General features: G+C 67.4%; 24 protein-coding genes, 2 tRNA genes and 1 riboswitch. Of the genes, 12 read left to right on the top strand and 14 right to left on the bottom strand.

The genetic code is table 11. The features are described 5' to 3' along the window. The coding region (locus D472_RS28075) for a phosphoenolpyruvate carboxykinase domain-containing protein (protein ID WP_152447905.1) at positions 1-158 on the top strand (158 nt) is incomplete at its 5' end. 138 nt (positions 159-296) lie between these two features. On the opposite strand, the gene D472_RS0104560 is transcribed toward D472_RS28075, so the two are convergent. From D472_RS0104560 to D472_RS0104585, 6 genes are all read right to left on the bottom strand, one after another. Continuing rightward, positions 297-1952, bottom strand: coding sequence for a sodium/solute symporter (locus D472_RS0104560; protein ID WP_017603322.1), 1656 nt, complete (start codon positions 1950-1952; stop codon positions 297-299). Continuing rightward, positions 1949-2401 (bottom strand): hypothetical protein, encoded by a 453-nt coding sequence (locus D472_RS0104565; protein WP_017603323.1) that lies wholly within the window; start codon positions 2399-2401, stop codon positions 1949-1951. Before D472_RS0104565 ends, D472_RS0104560 begins: the two co-directional genes overlap by 4 nt. Continuing rightward, positions 2398-3195, bottom strand: a complete 798-nt coding sequence (locus D472_RS0104570) for a LytR/AlgR family response regulator transcription factor (protein ID WP_017603324.1) — start codon at positions 3193-3195, stop codon at positions 2398-2400. Before D472_RS0104570 ends, D472_RS0104565 begins: the two co-directional genes overlap by 4 nt. Then, positions 3192-4208 (bottom strand): sensor histidine kinase, encoded by a 1017-nt coding sequence (locus D472_RS0104575; protein WP_026117379.1) that lies wholly within the window; start codon positions 4206-4208, stop codon positions 3192-3194. The genes D472_RS0104570 and D472_RS0104575 overlap by 4 nt, the downstream gene beginning before the upstream one ends. A gap of 294 nt (positions 4209-4502) precedes the next feature. Next, a complete protein-coding gene (locus D472_RS0104580; protein WP_017603326.1) occupies positions 4503-6197 on the bottom strand; it encodes a solute symporter family protein in 1695 nt (564 codons plus the stop codon). Then, on the bottom strand, positions 6194-6601 hold the full coding sequence (locus tag D472_RS0104585) for a DUF485 domain-containing protein (RefSeq protein WP_017603327.1): 408 nt from the start codon (positions 6599-6601) through the stop codon (positions 6194-6196). The genes D472_RS0104580 and D472_RS0104585 overlap by 4 nt, the downstream gene beginning before the upstream one ends. A gap of 308 nt (positions 6602-6909) precedes the next feature. Further along, a riboswitch (guanidine-III (ykkC-III) riboswitch) is annotated at positions 6910-6968 on the top strand. 32 nt (positions 6969-7000) lie between these two features. Between D472_RS0104585 and D472_RS0104590 the strand changes: the two genes are divergently transcribed. Then, the gene (locus D472_RS0104590) at positions 7001-7315 is read left to right on the top strand and encodes a DMT family transporter (RefSeq protein WP_017603328.1); all 315 of its coding nucleotides are present in this window, start codon (positions 7001-7003) and stop codon (positions 7313-7315) included. Positions 7316-7324: 9 nt separating this feature from the next. Here the strand turns inward: D472_RS0104590 and D472_RS28985 are convergent, their stop codons facing one another. Both D472_RS28985 and D472_RS0104600 read right to left on the bottom strand, forming a co-directional pair. Continuing rightward, positions 7325-7552 (bottom strand): DUF2087 domain-containing protein, encoded by a 228-nt coding sequence (locus tag D472_RS28985; protein WP_017603329.1) that lies wholly within the window; start codon positions 7550-7552, stop codon positions 7325-7327. Between the two features lie 70 nt (positions 7553-7622). Next, positions 7623-8432 (bottom strand): HAD family hydrolase, encoded by an 810-nt coding sequence (locus D472_RS0104600; protein WP_017603330.1) that lies wholly within the window; start codon positions 8430-8432, stop codon positions 7623-7625. A 502-nt stretch (positions 8433-8934) separates the two neighbouring features. Here D472_RS0104600 and D472_RS0104605 point away from each other — a divergent pair. Then, complete coding sequence (locus D472_RS0104605) at positions 8935-10173, top strand: phospholipase D-like domain-containing protein (RefSeq protein ID WP_026117380.1); 1239 nt, start codon at positions 8935-8937, stop codon at positions 10171-10173. A 76-nt stretch (positions 10174-10249) separates the two neighbouring features. After that, positions 10250-11005: an SAM-dependent methyltransferase gene (locus D472_RS0104610; protein WP_017603332.1), complete on the top strand. Its 756-nt coding sequence runs from the start codon at positions 10250-10252 to the stop codon at positions 11003-11005. Here the strand turns inward: D472_RS0104610 and D472_RS0104615 are convergent. Together D472_RS0104615 and D472_RS0104620 are read right to left on the bottom strand one after the other, a co-directional pair. Then, the gene (locus D472_RS0104615; RefSeq protein WP_017603333.1) at positions 11002-11217 is read right to left on the bottom strand and encodes a hypothetical protein; all 216 of its coding nucleotides are present in this window, start codon (positions 11215-11217) and stop codon (positions 11002-11004) included. The genes D472_RS0104610 and D472_RS0104615 overlap by 4 nt on opposite strands. Positions 11218-11482: 265 nt before the next feature. Then, positions 11483-11555 (bottom strand) — tRNA-Arg (locus D472_RS0104620). Positions 11556-11969: 414 nt separating this feature from the next. Here D472_RS0104620 and D472_RS0104625 point away from each other — a divergent pair. Next, positions 11970-13079, top strand: a complete 1110-nt coding sequence (locus tag D472_RS0104625; protein ID WP_026117381.1) for a M15 family metallopeptidase — start codon at positions 11970-11972, stop codon at positions 13077-13079. Positions 13080-13315: 236 nt separating this feature from the next. Here D472_RS0104625 and D472_RS0104630 read toward each other — a convergent pair whose 3' ends face one another. The 4 genes from D472_RS0104630 to D472_RS0104645 all read right to left on the bottom strand — a co-directional run bounded on the left by D472_RS0104630 (position 13316) and on the right by D472_RS0104645 (position 15721). Beyond that, a complete protein-coding gene (locus D472_RS0104630) occupies positions 13316-13726 on the bottom strand; it encodes an MscL family protein (protein ID WP_017603335.1) in 411 nt (136 codons plus the stop codon). A gap of 82 nt (positions 13727-13808) precedes the next feature. Then, on the bottom strand, positions 13809-14459 hold the full coding sequence (locus tag D472_RS0104635) for an SAF domain-containing protein (protein ID WP_017603336.1): 651 nt from the start codon (positions 14457-14459) through the stop codon (positions 13809-13811). A gap of 126 nt (positions 14460-14585) precedes the next feature. Beyond that, a complete protein-coding gene (locus D472_RS0104640; RefSeq protein WP_026117382.1) occupies positions 14586-14927 on the bottom strand; it encodes an FmdB family zinc ribbon protein in 342 nt (113 codons plus the stop codon). Between the two features lie 170 nt (positions 14928-15097). Next, complete coding sequence (locus D472_RS0104645) at positions 15098-15721, bottom strand: 5-formyltetrahydrofolate cyclo-ligase (protein ID WP_017603338.1); 624 nt, start codon at positions 15719-15721, stop codon at positions 15098-15100. 171 nt (positions 15722-15892) lie between these two features. Here D472_RS0104645 and galU point away from each other — a divergent pair, with 171 nt between their 5' ends. From galU to D472_RS0104680, 7 genes are all read left to right on the top strand, one after another. Further along, entirely contained in the window at positions 15893-16834 is a 942-nt protein-coding gene (galU, locus tag D472_RS0104650) for a UTP--glucose-1-phosphate uridylyltransferase GalU (RefSeq protein WP_017603339.1), read from the top strand. Between the two features lie 100 nt (positions 16835-16934). Further along, positions 16935-18164: a molybdotransferase-like divisome protein Glp gene (gene glp / locus D472_RS0104655; RefSeq protein WP_017603340.1), complete on the top strand. Its 1230-nt coding sequence runs from the start codon at positions 16935-16937 to the stop codon at positions 18162-18164. Between the two features lie 128 nt (positions 18165-18292). Continuing rightward, the gene (gene moaC, locus D472_RS0104660; RefSeq protein ID WP_026117383.1) at positions 18293-18796 is read left to right on the top strand and encodes a cyclic pyranopterin monophosphate synthase MoaC; all 504 of its coding nucleotides are present in this window, start codon (positions 18293-18295) and stop codon (positions 18794-18796) included. Beyond that, positions 18789-19316, top strand: coding sequence for a MogA/MoaB family molybdenum cofactor biosynthesis protein (locus tag D472_RS0104665; protein WP_017603342.1), 528 nt, complete (start codon positions 18789-18791; stop codon positions 19314-19316). The genes moaC and D472_RS0104665 overlap by 8 nt, the downstream gene beginning before the upstream one ends. Before the next feature lie 251 nt (positions 19317-19567). Next, on the top strand, positions 19568-20287 hold the full coding sequence (locus tag D472_RS0104670; protein ID WP_017603343.1) for a GNAT family N-acetyltransferase: 720 nt from the start codon (positions 19568-19570) through the stop codon (positions 20285-20287). Between the two features lie 404 nt (positions 20288-20691). Further along, entirely contained in the window at positions 20692-21336 is a 645-nt protein-coding gene (gene sepX / locus D472_RS0104675; protein WP_017603344.1) for a divisome protein SepX/GlpR, read from the top strand. Between the two features lie 70 nt (positions 21337-21406). After that, positions 21407-21480, top strand: a tRNA-Ala gene (locus D472_RS0104680). Positions 21481-22607: the final 1127 nt, after the last annotated feature.

Genomic DNA, 22607 nt, shown 5'->3' on the forward strand with positions numbered 1-22607 from the left:
TCTCGGACGAGGACATGAAGTTCGTCCTCGACGTCGACACCGAGGTCTGGAAGCAGGAGGCCGCCCTGGTTCCCGAGTTCTTCAAGACCTTCGGTGAGCACCTCCCCGAGGAACTCTGGGACGAGTACCACGCGCTGCTGAACCGTCTGGAACGGTAGTCACGACGGTGGCCCCGCCCCTTCCGCACGATGGGGCCGACCGACGTCGAGGGACGCGGGCACGAGGCTGTCCGCGTCCCTGACGTGTTTTCCGGGAGCGGTCGGGCCGAATCCCTCCGTTCCTCAGGCTCGGTACGTCTAGGGAGAGTGCAGGCGCAATACCGCGTGCTCGGCCCACTCCGGAGGCCGAGTGAAGCGTGAGACGACCATCATCGTCAGGAAGGCCAGTGGGACGGTCCATGCCGCAGGCTGGGCCAAGAGGACGGTCACCCAGCCGCTCGGGGTGGGCAACAGGATCGACCATCCCACCGCGCCGGTGGCGGTCACCCCGCCCACGATCAATCCGGTGGCGGCGCCCGGCAGGGTCAACCGGCGCCACCAGATCCCCAGCACCAATAGTGGACAAAAGGTCGACGCGGCGACGGTGAACGCCCAGACCACCAGCACGTTGATGTCGATCATCTGGGCGGGCAACGCCAAAAGGACCGACACGCAGGCGCCGATCACCACCGCCAGGCGTAGTCGCGGCACGCTGCCCTGGAAAAGGTCGTGGGAGAGTCCACCGGCCAGGGCCAGCAACAATCCCGACGAGGTCGACAGGAACGCCCCGAAGGCTCCTGCGGCGACCATCGCGGTCAGCAGGGTGCCCACCGAACCCGGCACCGCGTGGGCGGGCAGTACCACGGCCACGGTGTCGGTGCCCTGGAGCATCACCAGATGGGGGGTGAGCACCCGTCCCAGCAGGCCGTAGACGGTGGGGAACAGGTAGAACAACCCCAAGAGCGCGATCACGCCCACGGCCACCCGTCGTGCGGTCCGCGCGGTGGGGCTGGTGTGGAACCGCATGATCACGTGCGGTAGCCCCATGCAGCCAAGGGTGATGGCCAGCAGCGTCGACCAGGTCTCGAACAGTGGATAGCCGCCCACGTCCAACAACGGCGTACTCCACCGCTGGCTGCCCAGCACCGGCAGATCCTCGGGGTGTGGGATGGGAGCGCCCGCGGGGAAGACGTACTCGGTACCCCGCGCGACCGAGTGAGAGCCCGCGGGCAACTCCAGTTCCTCACCCTGGGGGGTGAGGACGGTGACCGGCTCGTTCAGGGTGAAGTCGGTGGCGACGCTGAACTCCACCGGGGTGGTCTGCGGAAAGTGTGTCTCCCACTCGGGATGCAGGGCCTCCGTGCGCGTGTCGGCGCCGGCGTGCACGACCAGGTAGATCGCCGGGATCGCGAGGAAGGCCAGTTTGATGAGGTAGTGGAAGGCCTGTACGTAGGTGGCCGAACGCATGCCGCCCGCCGCGATGGAACCGCTCACCACCAGCCCGGCCAACAACACCCCGACCCAGTAAGGCGTGCCGCTGACCAGGCTCAGTACCACTCCGGCCCCCTTGAACTGGGGAACCAGGTACAGCAGCATGATCACCAACACCACGAAGCCGCACAATTTGCGGAGTCGGGGCGCACCCAGTCGGTACTCGGCGAAATCCGGCACGGTGAAGGCACCCGAGCGTCGCATCGGCCCGGCGACCAACGCCACCACGGCCACGTATCCAGCGGTGAATCCCACCGCGTACCACATGGTGCCCAGGCCGTTCTTGAGAAGCAGCCCCGCCAGCCCCAGCACCGAAGCGGCGGACAGGTACTCACCGGCGATGGCCAACGCGTTCCAGTTGGGGGAGATCCTCCGCGAGGCCACCAGGAAGTCCGAGGTGGAGCGCGCGGCCCGTACTCCGTAGACCCCGATGATCAGGCTCGTGACGAGCACCAGACCGATGGCCGGTACCGCCCACGTCATGTCGCCTCGCCGCCCGTGCTCGAATCACCCTTCGAGCGTCGGCGGCGATCCACGCGCCGGCGAGAGGGGCCGCGCGCGGTGGAGCGGCCACGGTCGACCGACTCCGCCTCCCCTTCCAACCGCTCCGTGGAGCGCACGTGCCACAACGCCAGCCCGAACAACAGCGGATAGACCGCAACGGTCAGCAGCAACCAGGAGACCGGCACCTGAGCCAACCGGATCTCCCCGAGTTCGGGGAACAGGGCGAAGGAACCACTGAGACCGAACAGCAAAACGCTCAGTACCACCACCGTGCGCACCGCGGTGCGTCGCTGTGCCCGGAACAGGGCGCGGGCCGCCTCGGTGTCCACCGGGCCGGGGACCGGTTGCAGGTGTTGCACGGGCCGGTTGCCCCTGGCCAACGCGATCCGGGTCTGAGGGCTGGTGAGCTTCTCCCGACGTGGGCTCAAGACTGCTCCTTGGCCGTCCCCGAGGCGCGCCCGGACGCCGAACGTCCGAGCTGGTCCCGCTTGGCCGCCTCCAAGAGCTGGGCGCGCAGGTGGCGACCGTGACGACGGCTCACCGGTACGTCGCCTGCGGGGGTACCGGCCACCAGCCCGGAAGAGGAGGTCACCCGTAGGTCCCGCACCCACGGGATGGCGACGAGGAAACCTCGGTGCACCCGCACGAACCCGGCCGCGGCCCACACCTCCTCCAGGTACGACAGGGACAGACGGATCAAGTGGGTGCCGTCTGCGGTGTGCAGTCGTACGTAGTCACCCTGGGCCTCCACGAACTGTACGTCGTCACGCTTGACGAACACGGTGCGTCGACCGGTATCGATCTGCACCACGTGCAGGTCCTCAGCCGGGGAGGACCTGTCGCTCGGATCGCTGCGCAGTTGCGCGATCCGCCCCACCGCCTCGGCCAACCGCTCGGGTCGGATCGGCTTGAGCAGGTAGTCCACCGCGCCGATCCCGAACGCCTCCACGGCGTGCGCCTCCGAGGCGGTCACGAACACGATGGAAGGCGGCTCCGACATCACGCTCAGCACCCGCGCCACGTCCATGCCGTCCAATCCGGGCATGAGGATGTCCAGGAAGGCCGCGTCGATACTGGTGGTGCCCAGCAAACGCACCGCCGTGGCCCCGTTCGAGGCCACCAGCACCTCCGATACCTCCGGCATGTCACCGAGCAGGGAGGTCATCTCCTGGCGAGTGGAGGCCTCGTCCTCCACCACGAGCACACGCAGTTCCGGTTTCACCTGACCACCACTCCTGGTGCGAATCTCGGCACGCGCACGGTCACCTTCGTCCCTTCTCCCAGCGCGGTCTCGATCATCAGACCGTACTCGGGTCCATAGACCGCCCGTAGTCGCTGGTCGACGTTGGCCAGACCGACGCTGCGTGCCTCCGGACCGGTACCCGCCAACAGGGCGCGCGCCAACTCGGGGTGCATGCCCACGCCGTCATCCTCGATCTCGATGACGCACAAGGGCCCTTCCCCGAAGCCGGAGACGCTGATGTGCCCCCGCCCCTCCTTTCGCTCCAGACCATGCCGGATCGCGTTCTCCACGATCGGTTGCACCACCAGGAACGGGACGGCCACGGGCAGCACCTCGGGGGCCATGCGCACCGTGATGTCCAGCCGGTCGTGGAAACGGGCCCGCTGGAGTTCCAAGTAGGTCTGGGTGGCCTCCAGCTCGTCGGCGACCGTCGCGTAGTCGCCCTTGTCGGAGAACCCGTAACGCAGGTAGTCGGCGAAGTCCGACAGCAACTGGCGGGCCCGGTCGGGGTCGGTGCGCACCAGGGCCGCGATCACGGCGAGGGAGTTGTGCATGAAATGAGGGGAGATCTGGGCGCGCAGGGTCCGCAGGTCGGCGGCGGCGATACGGTCCCTGGCCCGGCGCAACGCCGCGTGGTCCAGGCTGTCCGACACCAGCGCCGCGGCCGCCTCGACGTCGGTCTCCACCGGTTCACCGGTGGCCACCAAGGCCCCGGCCAGTTCGTCGGCCACGTGCAGGGGCACGGCGCAGACCGAGGTGCCGTCCGACAACCGGGTACGGGCACCGCCGCCGTACTCGAAGACCTGGAACAGGACCCCCTCGATCTCCTCGTCGTTCGGGCGCGCCCCGTGCGCGACGACGGGGCCGTCGAGGTCGGCCAGCATCACGCCGTCCACGGCCAGGACCCGACGCAATCGCCGAACGGCCGCGCCGACGTTGCGACCATGCAGCCCATCCTGGAGGTCGACTCTCAGGGCATGGACCTGACGCATCAGTTCGACGCTCGCCCGGCGTTCCACAGAGGTTGGGCGGCGGGTGAGGGAAAGCCACGACAACCACCGATACGACACGGAACGATCTTATCCTCGCAAAGTGTGTCAGCGATCACGTCGACAGGTCACCTTTTCTCGACGATGCGCGAAGACGCCACGGGAAGGGCCCGCCACCCCCGGGAGGAAGGGTGGCGGGCCGGGAACACACGGACGTGAACGGGAGAGGTGATCACGGTCCATGCGCGACCCCCGCAAGCGGCGGGACGGGAGCCGGAATGATCCAAGGAGCACGACCTAGTGGTCGGCGGCCTTCTCGGCGCCCGCACCGGTCAGGGCACGGACTTGGAGCATCGCGAACTTCTCGAAGTCCTGTTCCTTCGAGGACAGGGTTCCGATGACCGCGCACAGGAGACTGATCGGCACGGACACCAGGGCCGGGTTGGGCAGCGGGAACCAGGCGAAGTCGGCGTTGGGCATGAGCGCGGTCTCGGACCCGGAGACGACCGGGGAGAAGAACACCAGACCGACGGCGCTGATCAGACCACCGTAGATGCCGGCCAGGGCGCCTCGGGTGTTGAAGCGCTTCCAGAACAGGCTGAGCAGCAGGGTCGGAAGGTTGGCCGAGGCCGCCATGGCGAACGCCAGGGAGACCAGGAAGGCCACGTTGAGGTTCTGGGCGAAGATCGCCAGGACGATCGCCACCACTCCGACGCCGATGGCCGCGAACCGGGCGACCCTGACCTCTTCGCTGCCGGTGGCCTCGCCCTTGCGCAGCACCGAGTTGTAGAAGTCGTGCGCCAGCGAGGACGACGAGGCGATGACCAGGCCGGCGACGGTCGACAGGATCGCGGCGAACGCGGCCGAGGCGATGATCGCCAGCAGGATCGCACCGGCCATGTCACCACCGATGCGCTCACCCACCACCTGCGCCAACTGCGGAGCCGCGGTGTTGCCCGCCGCGTCCTGGGCGGTGATGGCCTCATGGCCGACCAGGGCGGCCGCGCCGAAGCCCAGCACCAGGGTCATCACGTAGAAGGTGCCGATGAGACCGATGCCCCAGTTGACGGACTTACGGGCGCTTTGGGAGTCGGGGACGGTGTAGAAGCGGATGAGGATGTGCGGTAGACCGGCGGTGCCCAGGACCAGCGCCAGACCGAGGCTGATCAGGTCCAGCTTGTTCCACATGGTCTGAATCGGGTCGCCCACGACCTCGACGCCGTAGCGCAGGCCCGGTTCCAAGAATCCGGCCGCGTTGCCGTCCGCGGCGGCCTGGCTGGCGTTGGCGGCGTCGCCCATGAGCGCGCCGAGGTTGAAGCCGTACAGCGACAGCGTCAGGAATGTGAGCAACGCGGCGCCGGCCATGAGGATGACGGCCTTGACGATCTGCACCCAAGTGGTGCCCTTCATGCCACCGAAGGCCACGTAGATGGTCATCAGTAGACCGACGACGACGATACCGACGATCTTCGCGGTCGGGGCGTCCATGCCCAGGAAGGTCTGTCCCTCCTGAATACCGAGGAGCAGGGCGATCAGAGCGCCCGCGCCGACCATCTGCGCGAGGAGGTAGAAGATCGACACGACGAGGGTGGAGACCGAGGCGGCGGTCCGCACCGGACGCTGCTGCATGCGATAGGAGAGGACGTCGCCCATCGTGTAACGGCCGGAATTGCGCAGGAGTTCGGCGACCAACAGCAGGGCCACCAACCAGGCGACCAAGAAACCGATGGAGTAGAGGAAACCGTCGTAGCCGAACAGGGCGATCATGCCGGCGATGCCCAGGAAGGACGCCGCGGACATGTAGTCGCTGCCGATCGCGAGACCGTTCTGCAACGGGGAGAATCCACGCCCGCCGGAGTGGAAGTCGGTGGCCGAACGGGTGTTGCGACCGGCCCAGACCGTGATGCCGATCGTGGCCGCGACCATGAGGCCGAAGAGAACGAGTGTGACGAGGCGACTACTGTCGCTCATCGCTTCCTGAGCCAGGATCATCGGCCCGCCTCCTCGTCGACCTTGGCCTTCGTGCCGTTCTGGAGTTCGGCACGCAATCGGGCCGCGCGGGAGTCGAAGTTGCGATTCGCGTACATCGTGTAGAAGACCGCGATGCCGAAGGTCGAGATGAACTGGAACGCCCCGAAGACCAGAGCGACGTTGACGTTGCCGAACAGGTCGATGCCCATCACGTCACGACCGAAGGCCGACATCATGACGTAGAGCAGGTACCAGGCCATGAACGCGATGCTCATCGGGAAGACGAAGCGGTACAGCCGCCGCTTCAACTCACCGAAGCGTGGATCCGAGTGCATCGTCACGTAGGCGGATTCCTTGATGGGTTCGTCCCCGGCACCGTGCTCGGGTGGAGGAGCCGGATCCTTGCTGGGCCTGTCTGTCGCCATGGTGCGGATACCTCCGGGGGATGGGTCAGCGGGCGGTCACGCCGTTGAACGCGGGCCCTGTGCTTGTGAGATGTATTCCTCGGGACTGTAAGGAGCGACACCGTGATTGAGCAGGGGGCGCGACCTCGCGCGCGCCGAACGCGGGAGTGAAGCGTCAAACGGTCGTTCGACGTGCGGTGAACGGTCGTGCGGTACGCCGAACGGTCGCCGGATGGTCGTAGCGGTGACCATGGGTCCGCTCCCATGGTGGTGACCGACCCCTCCACCCACCCCGGAAGTCCCTCGTGGGACGAGCCGTTGTACCGTGCGAGAACCCGTGGACCCCGGACGAGGTGCGCCGTACCCGGTCAAGACAAGACGGCGCGGATACGGTTTCCGCGTTCGTGGAGGTGACAGGGCATGGCCTGGTTCGTTCTGGTGATCTCGGGTCTGTTGGAGGCCGCGTGGGCGGCGGCGCTCAACGCTTCACAGGGTTTCAGCCGTCTGTGGCCATCGGTGACCTTCCTCGTCACCCTGGCGTTGAGCATGGCCGGTCTGGCCTACGCGTTGCGCACCATCCCCTTGGGCACCGGGTACGCCGTCTGGGTGTCCATCGGCGTCGTCGGCACCGCTTTGATCGGCGTCTTCTTCCTCGGCGAGGGCTTCAGCCTGCCCAAGGCGCTCTGCCTGATCGCGATCGTGGCCGGTGTGGTCGGCCTGAAGGTCCTGAGCTGATCCTCGGCCTCAGGGGAGACGGTAGCGGCTACCGTCGGCCTCCCGTTCGAGGGATCCTTCCTCCACCAGGTAGCGGCGCAAGGTGGAGGGATCGTCGAAGCGGCCGAGAGCGGCCGCGTCGACCTGCTCCTCGGTGTACTCCATCCCCGGGGCGAAGAGCCGTTCGGCGATCCGCTCCAAGACGGACGGGCGCTCGGTATCGGCCGACGAGGGCACCGAACGGGCGGGACCCGGCACGACGGTTTTCTTCCTCGAACACACCGATCCCGTCACCGTAGGGCCACGCCAGGTCGGTGGCCGGTGGGTTTCAGCCCCGCTCCAGGAGTTCCTCCACCACCCGACCCACACCGTCCTCGAAACTGGACGGAGCCACGCGTAGCCCCAAGGCGGGATCGAGCAGTTCCGGGTGTCCGCTCTCCATCGCGTAACCGGTACCGGCCCAGGTGAGAGCGGAGCGGTCGTTGGGCATGTCGCCGAATGCCACGACCTCCTCGCGAGGCACCCCCCACTCCTGGCACAGCAGGGCCAAGGTGCTGCCCTTGTTCACCCCAAAGGCGCTCAGCTCCAACAATCCGCCCTTACCCGAGTAGGTGACCTCCGCCAACGAGCCCACCGAGGCGACGGCCGCTTCGTGCATGACGTGCACCGGAGTATCGCGAGAACGGGCGAGGAGTTTGGTGACCGGATCGGCCGCCGCCAAGAGGGCGTCGGTGTCGTCCAGCACCCCGGCCACCCAGCCGGGCGGTACCCATGGCTCCAGGTAGTAGCCGGATTCGTGGTAGAAGTCCGTGCCGGTCTCCACACCGAACCCCACCTCGGGCAGGGAGGAGCGGAGTTCGTCCACGAGGACTTGGGAGGTCTGCCGGTCGATCGCCCGCACCAACGGGTCCCGGCCCGGCAGCCGGGTGTGGGCTCCGTTGCCGCAGACCACGGCGGCGCATTCGAAGAGAGAGGCGATGGCCGTGGTGGTGCGGGGTGGGCGGGCGGTCACGATGACCACTCGAATGCCGGCCTCGATGGCGGTGTTCAGGGCGCGTCGGTTGCGTTCGGAGACCTCTCCGGTTCGGCCCAAGAGGGTCCCGTCGAGGTCGGTGGCGATCACACGTGGAAGGGCCATGGAAGGGATTATGGCCCTTGGGGACGACGGTTTCCATGGGTCGTTCGCCGCCTTCCGGCGGCGGGCTTCACGGCCCTGGAGCACGGGCGTTCCGGCCTCGGCCTGGTGGCGCACGTGTCCTCGACGCCGGTAGCGGCACCGGTTTCGACGTGCCCCCTCGTGTGCCCATGCTCATGCTGATGAACGCCCAGGTCGAGGCCCCTGCGCCGTGGCGTCGGACCTGGGGTGGTCCCTTGTGCACCGTCACCGCCACCGCCACCGCGCCCACGGGTCGGCCGGAGCCGATCTCCACCAGGTTGATCGGAGCCTGGTTCGAAGCCGGCGGAAGGGCCCCACCACCGAACCGCTCCTGCTGCGCGAACGCGGTCGGATCCGATCTGATCCGACCGCCGCGGTGCCTGTGGAGCGCTACGCGCACGCCGGGATACGGTTGGGCACGACCTGTGCCGAACCGTGCCCATGGGCGGCCCGCGGCAGACGGCCAGTTCCGGGAGGCGACCGTATGCTCAGACGCGCGAAAGTCATGACCTGGGTTCGACGTGGGTTGCTGGGTCTGCTCGCCGCCCAGGTCGCCGTGGTCGCGACCCTCCTCGGAATCGACCACTGGCGCAAGAAGGTGCGTCCACACCGGGTCGCCTTCCCCCGCACCGAACCCGCCTCGGTGCCGGTGGGAGAGAACACGGTCACCGTCTACACCTACGGCGCCGACCTCTTCGAGGACATGCTCAAGGAGATCCGAGGCGCTCGACACCGCATCCTCTTCGAGTCCTACATCATCAAGTCCGACTCGGTGGGACAGGAGTTCAAAGCCGCCCTGATCGAGGCGGCCGAGCGGGGCGTCGAGGTGTACGTCGTCTACGACGGCTTCGCCAACCTGGTGGTCCCCCGACGATTCTTCGACTTTCCGCCCTCGGTACGGGTCCTGCGCTATCCCGCGTTCCGCCCCGGCGTGCTGCTGTTGGACGTCCGTAAGTCCGGTCGGGACCACCGCAAGATCCTCACCGTGGATGGCAGGGTGGGGTTCGTCGGCGGCTTCAACATCGGCACGATCTACGCCATCGAGTGGAGGGACACCCACATGCGGCTGGTGGGGCCGGAGGTGTGGGAGCTGGAGAACGCCTTCGTCGACTTCTGGAACTCGCACAAGGCCGTGGGCGAACCCGGAATCGAGTTGCTGGGCGAGACCACGTGGGACTCGCGCATTCGAGTCCACCGCAACGTGCCCGAGGTTCTCATCTACCCGATCCGGGCGATGTTCCTGGAGGCCGTGGACCGGGCCAAGGACAGGGCGCTCTTCACCCAGGCCTACTTCATCCCCGACCGTGAGCTGGTCCGGGTCCTCATCGAAGCGGCCGGACGCGGGGTGGACGTCAACGTGCTCATCCCGGAGACCTCCAACCACGTCGTCGCCGACTGGATCGCCCGTGGCCGTTACTCGGAACTGCTTCGCGGTGGAGTGCGTCTGTGGCTGTACCAGGGCACCATGGTGCACGCCAAGACCGCCACCGTGGACGGGCGCTGGAGCACCATCGGCACCGCCAACGTGGATCGGCTCAGCCTCACCGGCAACTATGAGGTCAACGTCGAGATCTTCGACGAGGGGGTGGCCAGGCACCTGGAACGGGTCTTCGAGACCGACCTCACCAACGCCCGCGAACTCACCGAACAGGAGTGGCGCGGTCGTCCCGTCATGGCCAAGTTCAGCGAACTCGTCCTGGCCCCTTGGCGCGGGATCCTCTGAACCGGATCCGGGCCGCCTACTTCTTTGAACCCTCGGCTCCACCCTCGTGGGCCATCACCGACCAGGAAGTGTCGCCATGGAATTCGACTTCGACGATCCCGCCCTCAAGGCCGCGCTCGCCCTGCACGAGGGACAAAAGCGCCAGGGACCGGGGTCACGTGCCACCACGGAATGCCTGCTCCGCCTGGCCGCTCCGCTGCCCGAGCGGCCACGGATCCTCGACCTGGGCAGCGGCGCCGGTGCGGCGACCCTGGCCCTGGCCGAGATCGAGGGCGCCAAGGTCACCGCCGTGGACGTCTATCCGCCCTTCCTGGAGCAGCTGCGGGCCGCGGCCGAAACCGCCGGGGTCGCCGACCGTGTCGACGTACGGCTTGGGTCGATGGCCGATCTGGACGACCTGGAGGACGGCTGCCTGGACCTGGTCTGGAGTGAGGGGGCCGCCTACAACATCGGATTCGGCGATGCCCTGGCCTCCTGGCGCAGGCTGCTCGCCCCTGAAGGAGCCTTGGTGGTGACCGAGTGCGGGTGGATCACCGACGAACCCTCCACCGAAGCCAAGGAGTACTGGGAGGCCGCCTATCCGCTGCGGAGCACCGGGGAGAACGTGGACCAGGCCACCGCCGCCGGGTACACGGTGGCGGCGACCTACCTATTGCCCGACGGCGACTGGCTGGACACCTACTACGCGCCCCTGATGGCTCGAGCCGAACAGAGCGATCCAGCGGACCCGCACGCCGTGGCCGCCGCGGAGGACCTACGTCGGGAGTACCGGCTGTACCGGGAACACGGGCACGAGTACGGCTACGTGGGGTACGTCCTGCGACCTCGTTAGGGGTCCTCGGGCGCGAACCGGTGGAATCGGGGGAAGAACACGTCGGGTTCGGGCCGCCGGGGGCGAGGACCGCCCCAGTGTTGGGGGCCGGGTTGGGGGTCCTTGGTGAGCGCCGCCGCGATCGCGGAGGGGGAGCCGCCTCGTCGCCGTCCCCTCGTGCGGCCGCTCTCCTGCTCCGTGTCGGGCTCGGTCCTGTCCTCGCGGTCCGCCATCGGCCACCCCCCGTTCGACCTCGATCACGTCCATTCGGCCTGATCGGCCCTGCTTCCATGATCGACGCCGATGGGGGAGAAGCCCCTTCGACACGACGTGCCCGACGAACTCTTCCCCAGGACCGTGACTCCGCTGGGCGGTCGTGACCTTCCGAATGGGGAGGTGGGGGCACTCATGGCGACTTGACCGGGGGCAAGGGGTTTTGGGGTGAAAACAACGAAACGGGCGTCACCTCTGTTCAAGGTGACGCCCATGCGCGGACTGCGGCCCCGGCAGGATTCGAACCTGCGGCACCCGCTTTAGGAGAGCGGTGCTCTATCCCCTGAGCTACGGAGCCATGGCGGGGCGAGGAGCTCCCCGACGCAGGGTCAAGCCTAACCCAGGTTGGGTGTGCATGTGGTGCCGATCGCTGCGTGACCGCTGAGTCGGGGAGGTGTTGTGCGCGGGGCAGAGTACGCTGACCTACGATTGGTTGTCCTGGCGTCGGTGTGATGTTGTTCATTTCGCGTGTCGCGATTATGGCGACTCGGGTGTTGCGGTCACTGTGGGTTGATGGACGTGAGAACCACCGGGGGCTTGATGACCAGGCCTTCCATCGAGGGTGGAACGGGGTGCCCGGCCCGGGAGCGACCAGAAGCCCCCGGCCACGGTCGCCGAGGTGAACGGTCCAGCGTGTCCGCATGTGGACATGTAGTACGTTGCCTTGCGGCCACGATTAGGTGTTCGAGGAAAAGCAGCCGGAGGATCATTCGTGCCGTTCACTTCTGATTCGGCGCGGCGCGGGTCCCGCGTTCCGGGCGGCGGGGTGCCGGCCGCCCTGAGCCCGCGTCAGCGGGTTCGGATGACGCAGGCGCTGACGCTCGCCCTGGTCACCGCGTTGCTCATCGTTCCCCTGCCGCACGCCGCGCTGGCACCGGCCTCGGCCGAGGCTTCCTTGGAGGACCTGCGAGAGAACGCGGAGAACGCCGCGGAGGCCTTGGAAACGGCCACCGATGAGTACGTCGAGCGCCAAGGGGAGCTGGAAGCGGCTCAGGAGGACCTGGTCGAAACCCTCCACGAGCTCCAACAGATCGAGATCGACCTCGGTGAGATGCGCGAGCCGCTCGCCCAGTTGGCCAGCACCATGTATCAGCAGCCCGAGGCCGGTGTGCTCGGCATCCTCGCCACCGGTGACCTCGACGAGGACCTTCAGACACAGTCCTACGCCGCGAAATTGTCCGAGGACAACCAGGCGCTCATCCAAGACGCCACGGACCTGCGCGAAGAACAGGTGGGGTTGGCGAGCGAGGCGCAGGAGCTCCAGACCTTCACCCAGCTCGAACAGGCCGAACTCGCGGCCCAGGTGGAGGAGCTGCGTGCCCAGTCCGAGGCGAGCACCAACGAGCTCACCGACGAATTGGAGTCTCGTGGGCTGGACCCGGAGACCTACATGGCCGCCGCGGACTGTGACCCCTCGGCCGCCTCGGCCGCGGACGGCTACCCCAACGGTCTGTTGCCGCAGGAGGCCCTGTGCGCGCTCTACGACGGGCATTTCCTCCGTGCGGACGCGGCCAAGGCCTTCCTCGAACTCAACATGAAGTACGTCGAGGAGTACGGGGAGAACATCTGCATCACCAGTTCCTACCGCGACCTACCCAACCAGCACCGTGTGTACGGCGAGGTCGCCCCCGGTTTCGCGGCGGTCCCGGGCACCAGTAACCACGGTCTGGGGCAGGCGATCGACCTGGGGTGCGGTATCCAGAACTTCCGTTCGGACCGGTGGAACTGGATGGAGAGAAACGGGGCCGATCACGGCTGGATCCACCCGGCCTGGGCCAAATCGAGCCCGTTCGAGCCCTGGCACTGGGAGTTCGAGGGCTGACATCCGGACCTGTGAACGGTTCGGGCCGGTTCGGGCACCGAAGCCCGGGGTCGATTCGATACCGGGCGAGACGAGCCGTGAGCACCGGGAAGGACAGCGCCATGGGCGTGTCCGAAGGATGCCGTACGTGCTGAAAAACCCGCACTCGTCCTTGTCTCTTGGTGCCCGAACACGGTCCGAAGCCAAGCGGAGGGCCGAGAAGGGCGGGGCCGCCGGCACGCGTGTGCGGCGGGCCCTCAGGAAGTGGCGGTCTGCGGGGTGACCTCGCTGGTGCAGTGGGCACACCGGCTGGCCTTCTTGTTGATCTCGGTGAAGCAGTAGGGGCACTCGCGGGTGGTGGCCTCTTCGGCCTTGATGAACCTCTCCATCATCTTGCTCAGGGGAAGGACCACGAGGAAGTACAGGATCGCCGCGGTGAGCAGGAACGAGATCAGGGCGTCGATGAAGGCGCCGTAGAGGAACCGGCTGCCATTGACCTCGAAGTAGAGCTCTCCGAAAGTGGGAACCCCGCCGAAGACGCCGAGCAGCGGGGTGATGAACCCTTCGGTGAACGCGGTGATGAGGCCGGCGAAGACCGAGCCGATGACGACCGCGACCGCCAGTTGCACCAGGTTGCCCTGGAACAGGAACTTCTTGAAGCCTTCCATGCTGCTGCCTTCGGTGTTCGGGGTTGTTCACGAACGTCCGGACGGACGTCTGGCACAGCCTTCACCACCGATGATCGCTCGGTCAACCGCGGATGATGATGGAAAGCCGTGACGTGGTCGCGTGCCCGGCCAGGACACGGGCCTCCTCGGGGGTGGCGGCGACGAGGATCAACGCACCGCCTTCCCCACCACCGTCGCCTTCGGGTGGCACGGCGAGCACCGGCCGGTTCCCCAACACCTCGATCGCCGGCCCGGCACGTGCGGGTGGCCCGCCGAGCTCGTCCGATGCCCGGGCGGCCAATACGTCCACCCTGCTGCCCGGTGCGAGTAGTGAAACCACTCCCGGGTCGGCCACCCGGACCGGTACCGCGACCAGGTCGGGCCCGTAGGGAGCGGCGGGGGACTCGCCCACGCGGGCGTCGGTGAGCACCTCACCGGCGCGTAGGGGTGCGTTCGGCGTCAGTCCGGTGACCGGCTCGTCGGGGAGGAGCGCGCCTTCGGGGAGTACCCGGTCCGGCAGGGTACGGCCGGTGAGGTCGGCTTCGGTCAGGGGAGCGGAGGCGTCCAGGTCGCGGGTGGCGACCAGGACCTCGGTGCCGGGCTCGGGAGGCGGTCGCAGGATCAGGACGGCGCCGACCGCGGCGAAGGCGGCCAGCAGGGCCGCCAAGGCGCGTCGGTAACGGTCCAAGAAGCGAAGGAGGCCACGACGGTGACGGTAGGGGGTGTGGGTCATGCCTTCAACGCTAGGGCGGAGAAGGGGCGAGGAACCGGTTGTCCACAGGGTGGATTCCGTTGCCGTTCGACACACGAAAGCGCCGCCGGGGCCCGGCGGCGCGACCACGGTCAACGGTGAGGTGGCTCAGCTCGCGCTGCTACTCGCGGTACTGTCGGAGCTCTTTCCACTGCTCGAGGAGTCGGCGCCGGAAGAGCTCTTGGCGCTGGAGTCGGTGGACCCGGCGGAGCCCTCCTTCTTGCTCTCGCCGGAGGAGCTCGAACCGGTCAGGGCGGAGCTGTTCGTGGTGGCCTTGCCACTGTCGGTGCGGTAGAAGCCCGAGCCCTTGAAGACCACACCCACGGCCGAGTACACCTTGCGAAGACGCCCTTCGCACTCGGGGCAGACCGTCAGCGAGTCGTCGCTGAAGCTCTGCACGACCTCCATCTGAGCGTCACACTCGGTGCACGCGTACTGATACGTAGGCACTGTTCCGGGTCCTCCTTGCTGGCACTCATGCCCGTTGACTGCTAAATAGTACGCGTTCGCCGACCACGACCGTGACAGCCCCTCATCTGTACGTTCTGACCAGGGAGAACGTCACATCACGCGGTCCCGTCGAGACACGACCGTCGGCGTCAACGCCTTGGGGGACCCGCTTAATCCCCGGCCTCGGCGGACCAGACCTCGGACGTGGGGACGAAGGCGTGCAGGCCCCCACCAGGTGTGATCACCGCGTCCACGGGAAGATCGTGGGGTTCGCAGGGCAGTTCCTCGACGAACTCCTCGTCGTGGACCACCGCGATCGCCGGTGTGCGCGGGCCCTTGTGGGCGAGGGCACGGTCGTAGCAGCCCGCGCCCCGGCCCATACGGGTGCCCAGATGGTCGACCGCCAGGGCGGGACAGATCATCGCGTCCACCCGGCCAGGCGCTTGGGGGCCGTGTCGGCGCCCGGTGGGCTCCAGCAGCCCGTGCCCGGCGGGAACGAGCTCGTCGGGACCATCGAAGGAGGCCCAGTCCAGGGTTCCGTCGGTGAGGAAGATCGGAAGGAGGACGTGTGTGCCACGCCTCCTCAGCGCGTGCACCAGCCCGCGTGTATCGGGTTCCCCACCGACCGAGTAGTAACAGGCCACGACGCGGCCCATGGCCGCCCAGGGCAGTTCCATGAAGGTGTCGCGAACCGACGCGCCGACCCGGTCACGTTCCTCGGCCCCTCGCTCGCCACGCGCGGTGAGCAAGTGCTCGCGCAACGCGCGCTTGTCGGCCCGGATTCGATCGCCCATGGAACCCAGTGTGACACCGTGACGACGTCGCCGGGCGGGCCACGGCTCTTTGCCCTGGGTGAACGCCGGGTGGCGTTTTCGACGCCTTGGTCCGAAAGGGCAAAGACTTCTCTTCGCCACCCTCGTCGAGGTGACACGACAACGGGCGGCTCTGCCCTAAAGTGCCTGTCCATGAGCGCCGACATCGATCGAACGAACCCGCCGACCTCCGATACCGTCACCAAGGCGGTCATTCCGGTGGCGGGGCTGGGCACCCGCTTCCTACCCGCCACCAAGGCCACCCCCAAGGAGATGCTGCCGATCGTGGACAAGCCCGCGATCCAGTACGTGGTGGAGGAGGCGGTGCAGTCGGGACTCCATGACGTCCTGATGATCACCGGACGCAACAAACGTTCGATCGAGGACCACTTCGACCGCGCCCACGAACTGGAGGAGGCGCTCGCCGCCAAGGGGGAGGAAGACCGGCTCCGCTCGGTCCGTGCGTCCAACGACCTGGCCCAGGTCCACTACGTCCGCCAAGGTGAGCCGCGCGGTCTCGGGCACGCGGTGCTGTGCGCGGAGGCGCATGTGGGGGAGAGTCCCTTCGCCGTTCTCCTCGGTGACGACCTCATCGAGTCGGCCGACCTGTTGTGCCGCATGATCGAGGTGCGACAGCGGCACGGGGGCAGTGTCGTGGCGCTGATGGAGGTGGAACCCGAACAGGTCTCCCTCTACGGCTGCGCGGCGGTGGAGCCCACCGAGGAGGAGGACGTCGTCACGGTCACCGATCTGGTGGAGAAACCCTCGCCGGAGGAGGCCCCGAGCCGCTGGGCGATCATCGGCCGCTACGTGTGCGACCCCGCGGTCTTCCCCATCCTGCGTCACACACCGCCCGGCCGTGGCGGTGAGATCCAGCTGACGGACGCCTTGCTCGAACTCGCCCGCGCCAAGCCGGAGGAAGGCGGAGGAGTGCATGGGGTCCTGCTGCGCGGCCGCCGCTATGACACCGGGAACAAGGCCGACTACATCCGCACCGTGGTGGACTTCGCCTTCCGTCGCCCGGAGCTGGCAGAAGAGCTCCTGCCCTGGCTCCGTGAGTTCGTCGACCGTCAGGACGCCGTCGACCACGGCTGAGCGCCCGGATGGGACGCCACGGGAGTCGGTGGACACAATGGGGTCAGGGCGACCCGCGTGACGGGAGGGCCCAGCGCGCACCACGACCCGGAAGGACCCCATGAAGAGCGTCGAACAGCACGTCCTGGATCTACTGGCTCTGGTCACCGCCCCCGAAGCGACGGAGTCGGACCTGTTCCGGGCCCACGGGACGGTGCTGGCCGAGTCGGTGGTCTCCGAAGTGTCCCTGCCGGGCTTCGACAACTCTTCGATGGACGGATACGCCGTTCACGCCGCGGATCTGGCCTCGGCCTCACCCACCACACCGGTCCGACTCCCCGTGGTGGCCGACATCCCCGCGGGGGACCCCACACCGAACGCGATCCGGCCGGGTCAGTGCGCTCGCATCATGACCGGGGCGCCCATGCCCATGGGCGCCGACGCGGTGGTCCCGGTCGAGTGGACCGACGGCGGGAACGTCGAGGTCCGCATCGAAGCTCCCGCCACCCCTGGGGGATTCGTACGCCGCCGAGGTGAGGACGTCGAGGAGGGGGCGACGGTGCTGCGCGCCGGAAGCCTCATCGACGCGGGCGCGATGGGGGTGTTGGCGGCGGTGGGTCGTCGGACCGTCCCGGTTCGACCACGTCCCAGGGTGGTGGTGCTCTCCACCGGTGAGGAGTTGGTCGAACCCGGACGGGCCCTCGGACCGGGGCAGATCTACGAGTCGAACAGTTACATGATCGCGGCCGCGGCGAAGGAGGTCGGCTGCGAGGTGCACCGACACGGGTTCGTCGGTGACGATCCCGCCGGGGTTCGGGAGGCCCTGGAGGGCCTTTTGCTCCGCGCCGACGTCGTGGTCACCACCGGTGGTGTCAGCATGGGCGCCTATGACGTGGTCAAGGAGGTGCTCAGCGAGCAGGGCACCGTGGAGTTCACGTCGGTGGCCATGCAGCCCGGAAAGCCACAGGGATTCGGCACGATCGGTCCCGACCGGACCCCCATCCTCACCCTTCCCGGCAACCCGGTGAGCGCCTTCGTTTCCTTCCAGCTGTTCGTGCGGCCGGTACTGCTGCGGTTGCGCGGACTCGCCCCCTCCCCCCTACCGAGCGTGCGTGCCCGCCTGTCCGCCGCCGTCACCTCGCCGAAGGGACGCCGGTCCTACCTGCGTGCCGTGGTGGAGTCCGCGGGCCCCGGCGAGGAGGTGGAGCACACGGTGGCGCCGGCGGTTCGCCAGGGATCGCATCAATTGTCCGCGCTGGCGGACGCCAACGGTCTTCTGGTCGTTCCGGAGCAGCTGACGGAATTGCCGGTCGGTGCGGTCGCCGAGGTGCTGCTTCTGCCCGGTGGCTGAACGGCACCACTGGGCCATCGTCACCCCACAGGAGTACGGTCGTCCGTGGGCGTGCCACCGCACGCCCCCGCGGCCGGCCATCCGAGTGGGCCGTGTGGATCGCACGCGAGGACGATCGGGTGATGCCGATGACCGACACCCCACGGCCGGAGGCGCATCCCTCCGGTCTGACCCACCTCGACGAGTCCGGTGCCGCGCGCATGGTCGACGTCTCCCGTAAGGACGTCAGTACCCGTAGCGCCACCGCCACTGGTCGGGTGCTGCTCAACACCACGACCGTCGCGGCCCTGCGCGATGGAAAGGTGCCCAAGGGCGACGCCCTCGCGGTCGCCCGTATCGCGGGAATCCAGGGGGCCAAACGCACCCCGGACCTGGTCCCCCTGTGCCACCCGATCGCCGTACACGGGGTCGACGTGGACCTGACGGTCGTGGACGGCGGGGTGGACATCAGCGCCACGGTGCGCACCGCCGATCGCACGGGCGTCGAGATGGAGGCGCTCACCTGTGTCATGACCGCGGCGCTCGGACTGGTCGACATGGTCAAGGCGATCGATCCGGAGGCCGAGGTCACCGGGGTGCGGGTCGAGGAGAAGATCGGTGGCAAGAAGGGCCATTGGAGGCGTGGTGACTGAGGCGGGGCACCGGTCCGGCCGGACGCGTCGGGTCGCGGTGGTCACCGCTTCGAATCGGGCGGCGGCCGGGGTCTACTCGGATCGTTCCGGGACGGTCATCGTGGAACGCCTACGGGAATCGGGCTACGCCGTGGTGGGGCCCTGGGTGGTGCCGGATGGTCCACCGGTCACCGAGGCGTTGCTGCGCGCGCTGCGGGAAAGGGTGGACGCGGTGCTCACCACGGGGGGGACCGGGCTCACCCCGCAGGACCACACTCCCGAGGCGACCCGCCCCCTGTTGAGTTTCGAGATCCCCGGGATCGCCGAGGCGCTGCGTGCGGCCGGGCGGGAGAAAGGTGTGCCCACCGCGATCCTCTCTCGCGGTCTGGCGGGTGTGGTGGAGCGTGAGGGGCACCGCATGCTCGTGGTCAACCTTCCCGGATCCCGAGGCGGTGTGCGTGACGGGATGGACGTGCTGGCACCGGTTCTGGAGCACGCCATCGACCAGATCCATGGTGGAGACCACCCACGTTCCGAATGAGACCGGTTAATGACCGTAATCACATCTCGGGCATTCCGGGGCGAGAGAATTCCTTGACCCGAGCCCGGTTTTCGGTGCTGGAGTGAATGGAGTTTGGAATCGACCGTTTCTCGAGCATTGAAGGTGGCGCCCGTCACCCCACGCCTTTGGGGTGGAATACTGGAGGACGTCACCGACAGCGGGCGCCGGAGCGCTCCAAGAGCCGGTGTCGTATCCGCGCCGGGCGGTGCAGAGGGCCTCGGAGGGACGACGTGAATCGCAGACGAAGGTGGCCGGTCACCCTGAAAGAGGGGCCGATCGGGCTCCGTCCCCTGCGACTGCGCGACGCACCACTGCTGCGCGAGACCCGTGCTCGTAACGCGGAGTGGCTACGCCCGTGGGAACCCAGCTATCCGGAGATGCCACTGCGCACGACGGGTCTGGCCTCCTATGTCGCGATGGTCCAGGCGATCCGTGCCGAGGCCCGGCGAGGGTTGTCCATGCCTTGGGCCATCACCTACCAGGAACACTTCGTCGGGCAGCTCACGGTCGGTGCCATCACTTGGGGTTCCGCCAGGTCTGCGCAGGTGGGCTACTGGATCGACAGTGCCTACGCCGGTCGCGGTATCGCCCCGACCGCGGTCGCGTTGGCCGTCGACCACTCCTTCTTCCGTGTCGGGCTCCACCGAATCGAGGCCAGCATTCGTCCCGAGAACCGTGCCAGCAGACGCGTGGTCACCAAGCTGGGCTTTCGGGACGAGGGTGTTCATCGCAGACAGTTGCACATCGATGGGGCCTGGCGGGACCACATCTGCTATGCGCTCACAGCGGAAGAGGTCCCTCAGGGGGTGCTCCGCCGATGGTGTGACGAGGGCTCTTCCGGTCCGACCATGGAGGGTGGTTCCGGTCCTGGTTCCGCTTTGGGGACACAGGGCCCGAACGGCGGCGAGGGACCACATGATCCGGCGCGTCCGCACCCGGGGACGAACTGAACATGACAGCATCACGGATGCGGGCCGAGCCTAAACCCCTCTTTAAGCACAATGATTCATTACTTTGTGTTGAATTGTAACTCCGCTCCGCAGTTGCCTTCTGAGCTGGGCTTTCTCTGAAGGGGGTGGAGCGACCGAAACCAAGAGTCCGCAATCTTGCGACACTCCGGCCGGAATGTGGCGCATTTATGGACACGGGGTCGTACCGTGCGGAACATAGACGCATTGACGATGCGGGCAACGCGTGGATATGGCGTACGGGAATCGCTTCCGACCCGAGCGGGGAGAGGAACGATGCTCGGCCAGGAGACGTCTCTACTCCTGGAGGTACGGCCGGCCACACGCGGCGCGGTGTCGACGAAGTGTCGATCAACGTTCAGTGGCCGTCATCGTGAGGAGGGGTGATGAGCAGCTCTCCTCTGTATTTGGCCATCGTGGTGGTGTGGCTCATCGTCCTGGTTCCGATGCTGCTGCGCAAGGACGCCGTCGATCCGATCCACGAGGACGGGCGGCGTGAGGAGGAACCCGAGGCCACGGAAGCGCCTGAGGAGGGCGAGGAGGATCCCGACCACACCGAGACCCAGGTCCTCACCCGTTCGGGCGGCCTCGCGGGCGTCACGGCCGAGGAGGAGGCTCTCGACGCGAGAGGGCCGCGCCCCGAACGGCGTGCGGGCCCCGCGCGTGAACCGCGTGCCCGGATCATCGCCCGTCGGCGGCGGCGTACCAGTGTGCTCACCTTGGTCAACGTCGCCACCATCGTGGCCGTGGCCTTCGGCCTCGGGCCTTGGTGGGTGATCGCCCCACCGGTCCTGTTGCTCGGTGGACACCTCGTTCTGCTCCGTGAGGCGGCCAAGGCCGACGCCGAACGTCGTCGCGCCCGGCACAGGGCTCGCCGGCAGGACCTCCTGCGCGCTCGTCGGGCCCGTGAGATCGAACGTGAAGCCGAACGCGAGGCCGAGCGTGAGGCCGAGGTGATCGCCCTCAAGGAACGCCGCAGTCAGGTCTACGACCAATACGCGGACGCCCGTCTACGGGCCGCCGGAGACTGACCTCACTCCGGGCCCGGGGTGGACCCGTTCGGAGCACGGGAACTTTCCTGATAATGTTGTGCACGTCTTCGGGGCTGTGGCGCAGACCGGTAGCGCACCTCGTTCGCATCGAGGGGGTCAGGGGTTCAAATCCCCTCAGCTCCACCGAAGGTCGAAGGCCTTGTTCCACCCCTGGAACAGGGCCTTTCGGCATTTTGTGAACCTCGACCGCCACGGCGCCGACTCGGAAACGAGGGAAGGGGCCCGACTCCAAGGGGATCGGGCACCTTCCCGTGTGCGGGGTCGCATGGTGGTCGGTCCGACTCTGCTGTGATTCCCTGTCGCGGGCGGCCGTCCGGACCGGAGCCCCGAGTATCACCGGCGAAGCGTCCATCCCCTTCAGCGGGGCAGCCGATGTGGATCCAGCCTACCCGGAAGTTCGATGGGGCGAGGGTTCGTGACCCCCTTGGTGAGACGGCTCCGGTCACCGCCCCTCGACGCTTTGCGGGGGCCATCGTGCGTATCGGAAAAGGCTGAGGGAGTTAACCCCTTTCCGGTGTGTCCGAAACAGGGTTCTCTGAGGCGCCGGAGACGGTCGCTCGAGGGAAGACAACTTTCCTCATGATCGCCCAGAGTGACGAAAGACTTCGGGTGATCTGTCGTGGAAATGGTGCTATGTCTAGTTTTCTCCACACTTGAGAAGATGGTATCGCTCCACGTGAGCGCCAGAGTACGCCTCGGTTCCCGATGGAATCGGGTGCCGGAGGTGGAACGCCGGAGCCGCGCCGGCAATAGTGGGATGGTTGCTCTCTGTTATGTAGAGCTCTTCTGGTTTTGTCCACCAAGGTCGTTGTCTTTGCAGGTCATGGGGAGGGCGTCCTGTGGGTATGGTCAATGGGGACTTGTCTGAACTGCGAGAACATGGCTTTCTGTGGTTATTCGGGCTTCGGGTCGGCAACCTTTGGCCGTGCGCCGGTCATGGAATGATGAATGTTCGGCTTCGGGCCTTGTGGAGTGCTCCGAGATAGGACATCTTGGTTCCGGGATGGGCTGGAAACGCTAAGAAAGGTAGATGCCATGACCGTGTACGCGCAGAGCACCCGTAAGAACAACGGCTGGACCTGGTGGTAACCGGACCGGCCCGATGACTCTCGAGCGGAGTCGTCGCTGAGTAGGGGCCCATCGATCCCGAGCCGGATCGGTGGGCCCCTTTCCCATGGATGGAATGGTCTCCTTCCCCCGCGAACGTGGGTACACGAGGATTCGACCCATCACTCCTCCGGGTAGGAGCC

This window comes from Nocardiopsis alkaliphila YIM 80379 (assembly GCF_000341005.1).
GTDB lineage: Bacteria > Actinomycetota > Actinomycetes > Streptosporangiales > Streptosporangiaceae > Nocardiopsis > Nocardiopsis alkaliphila.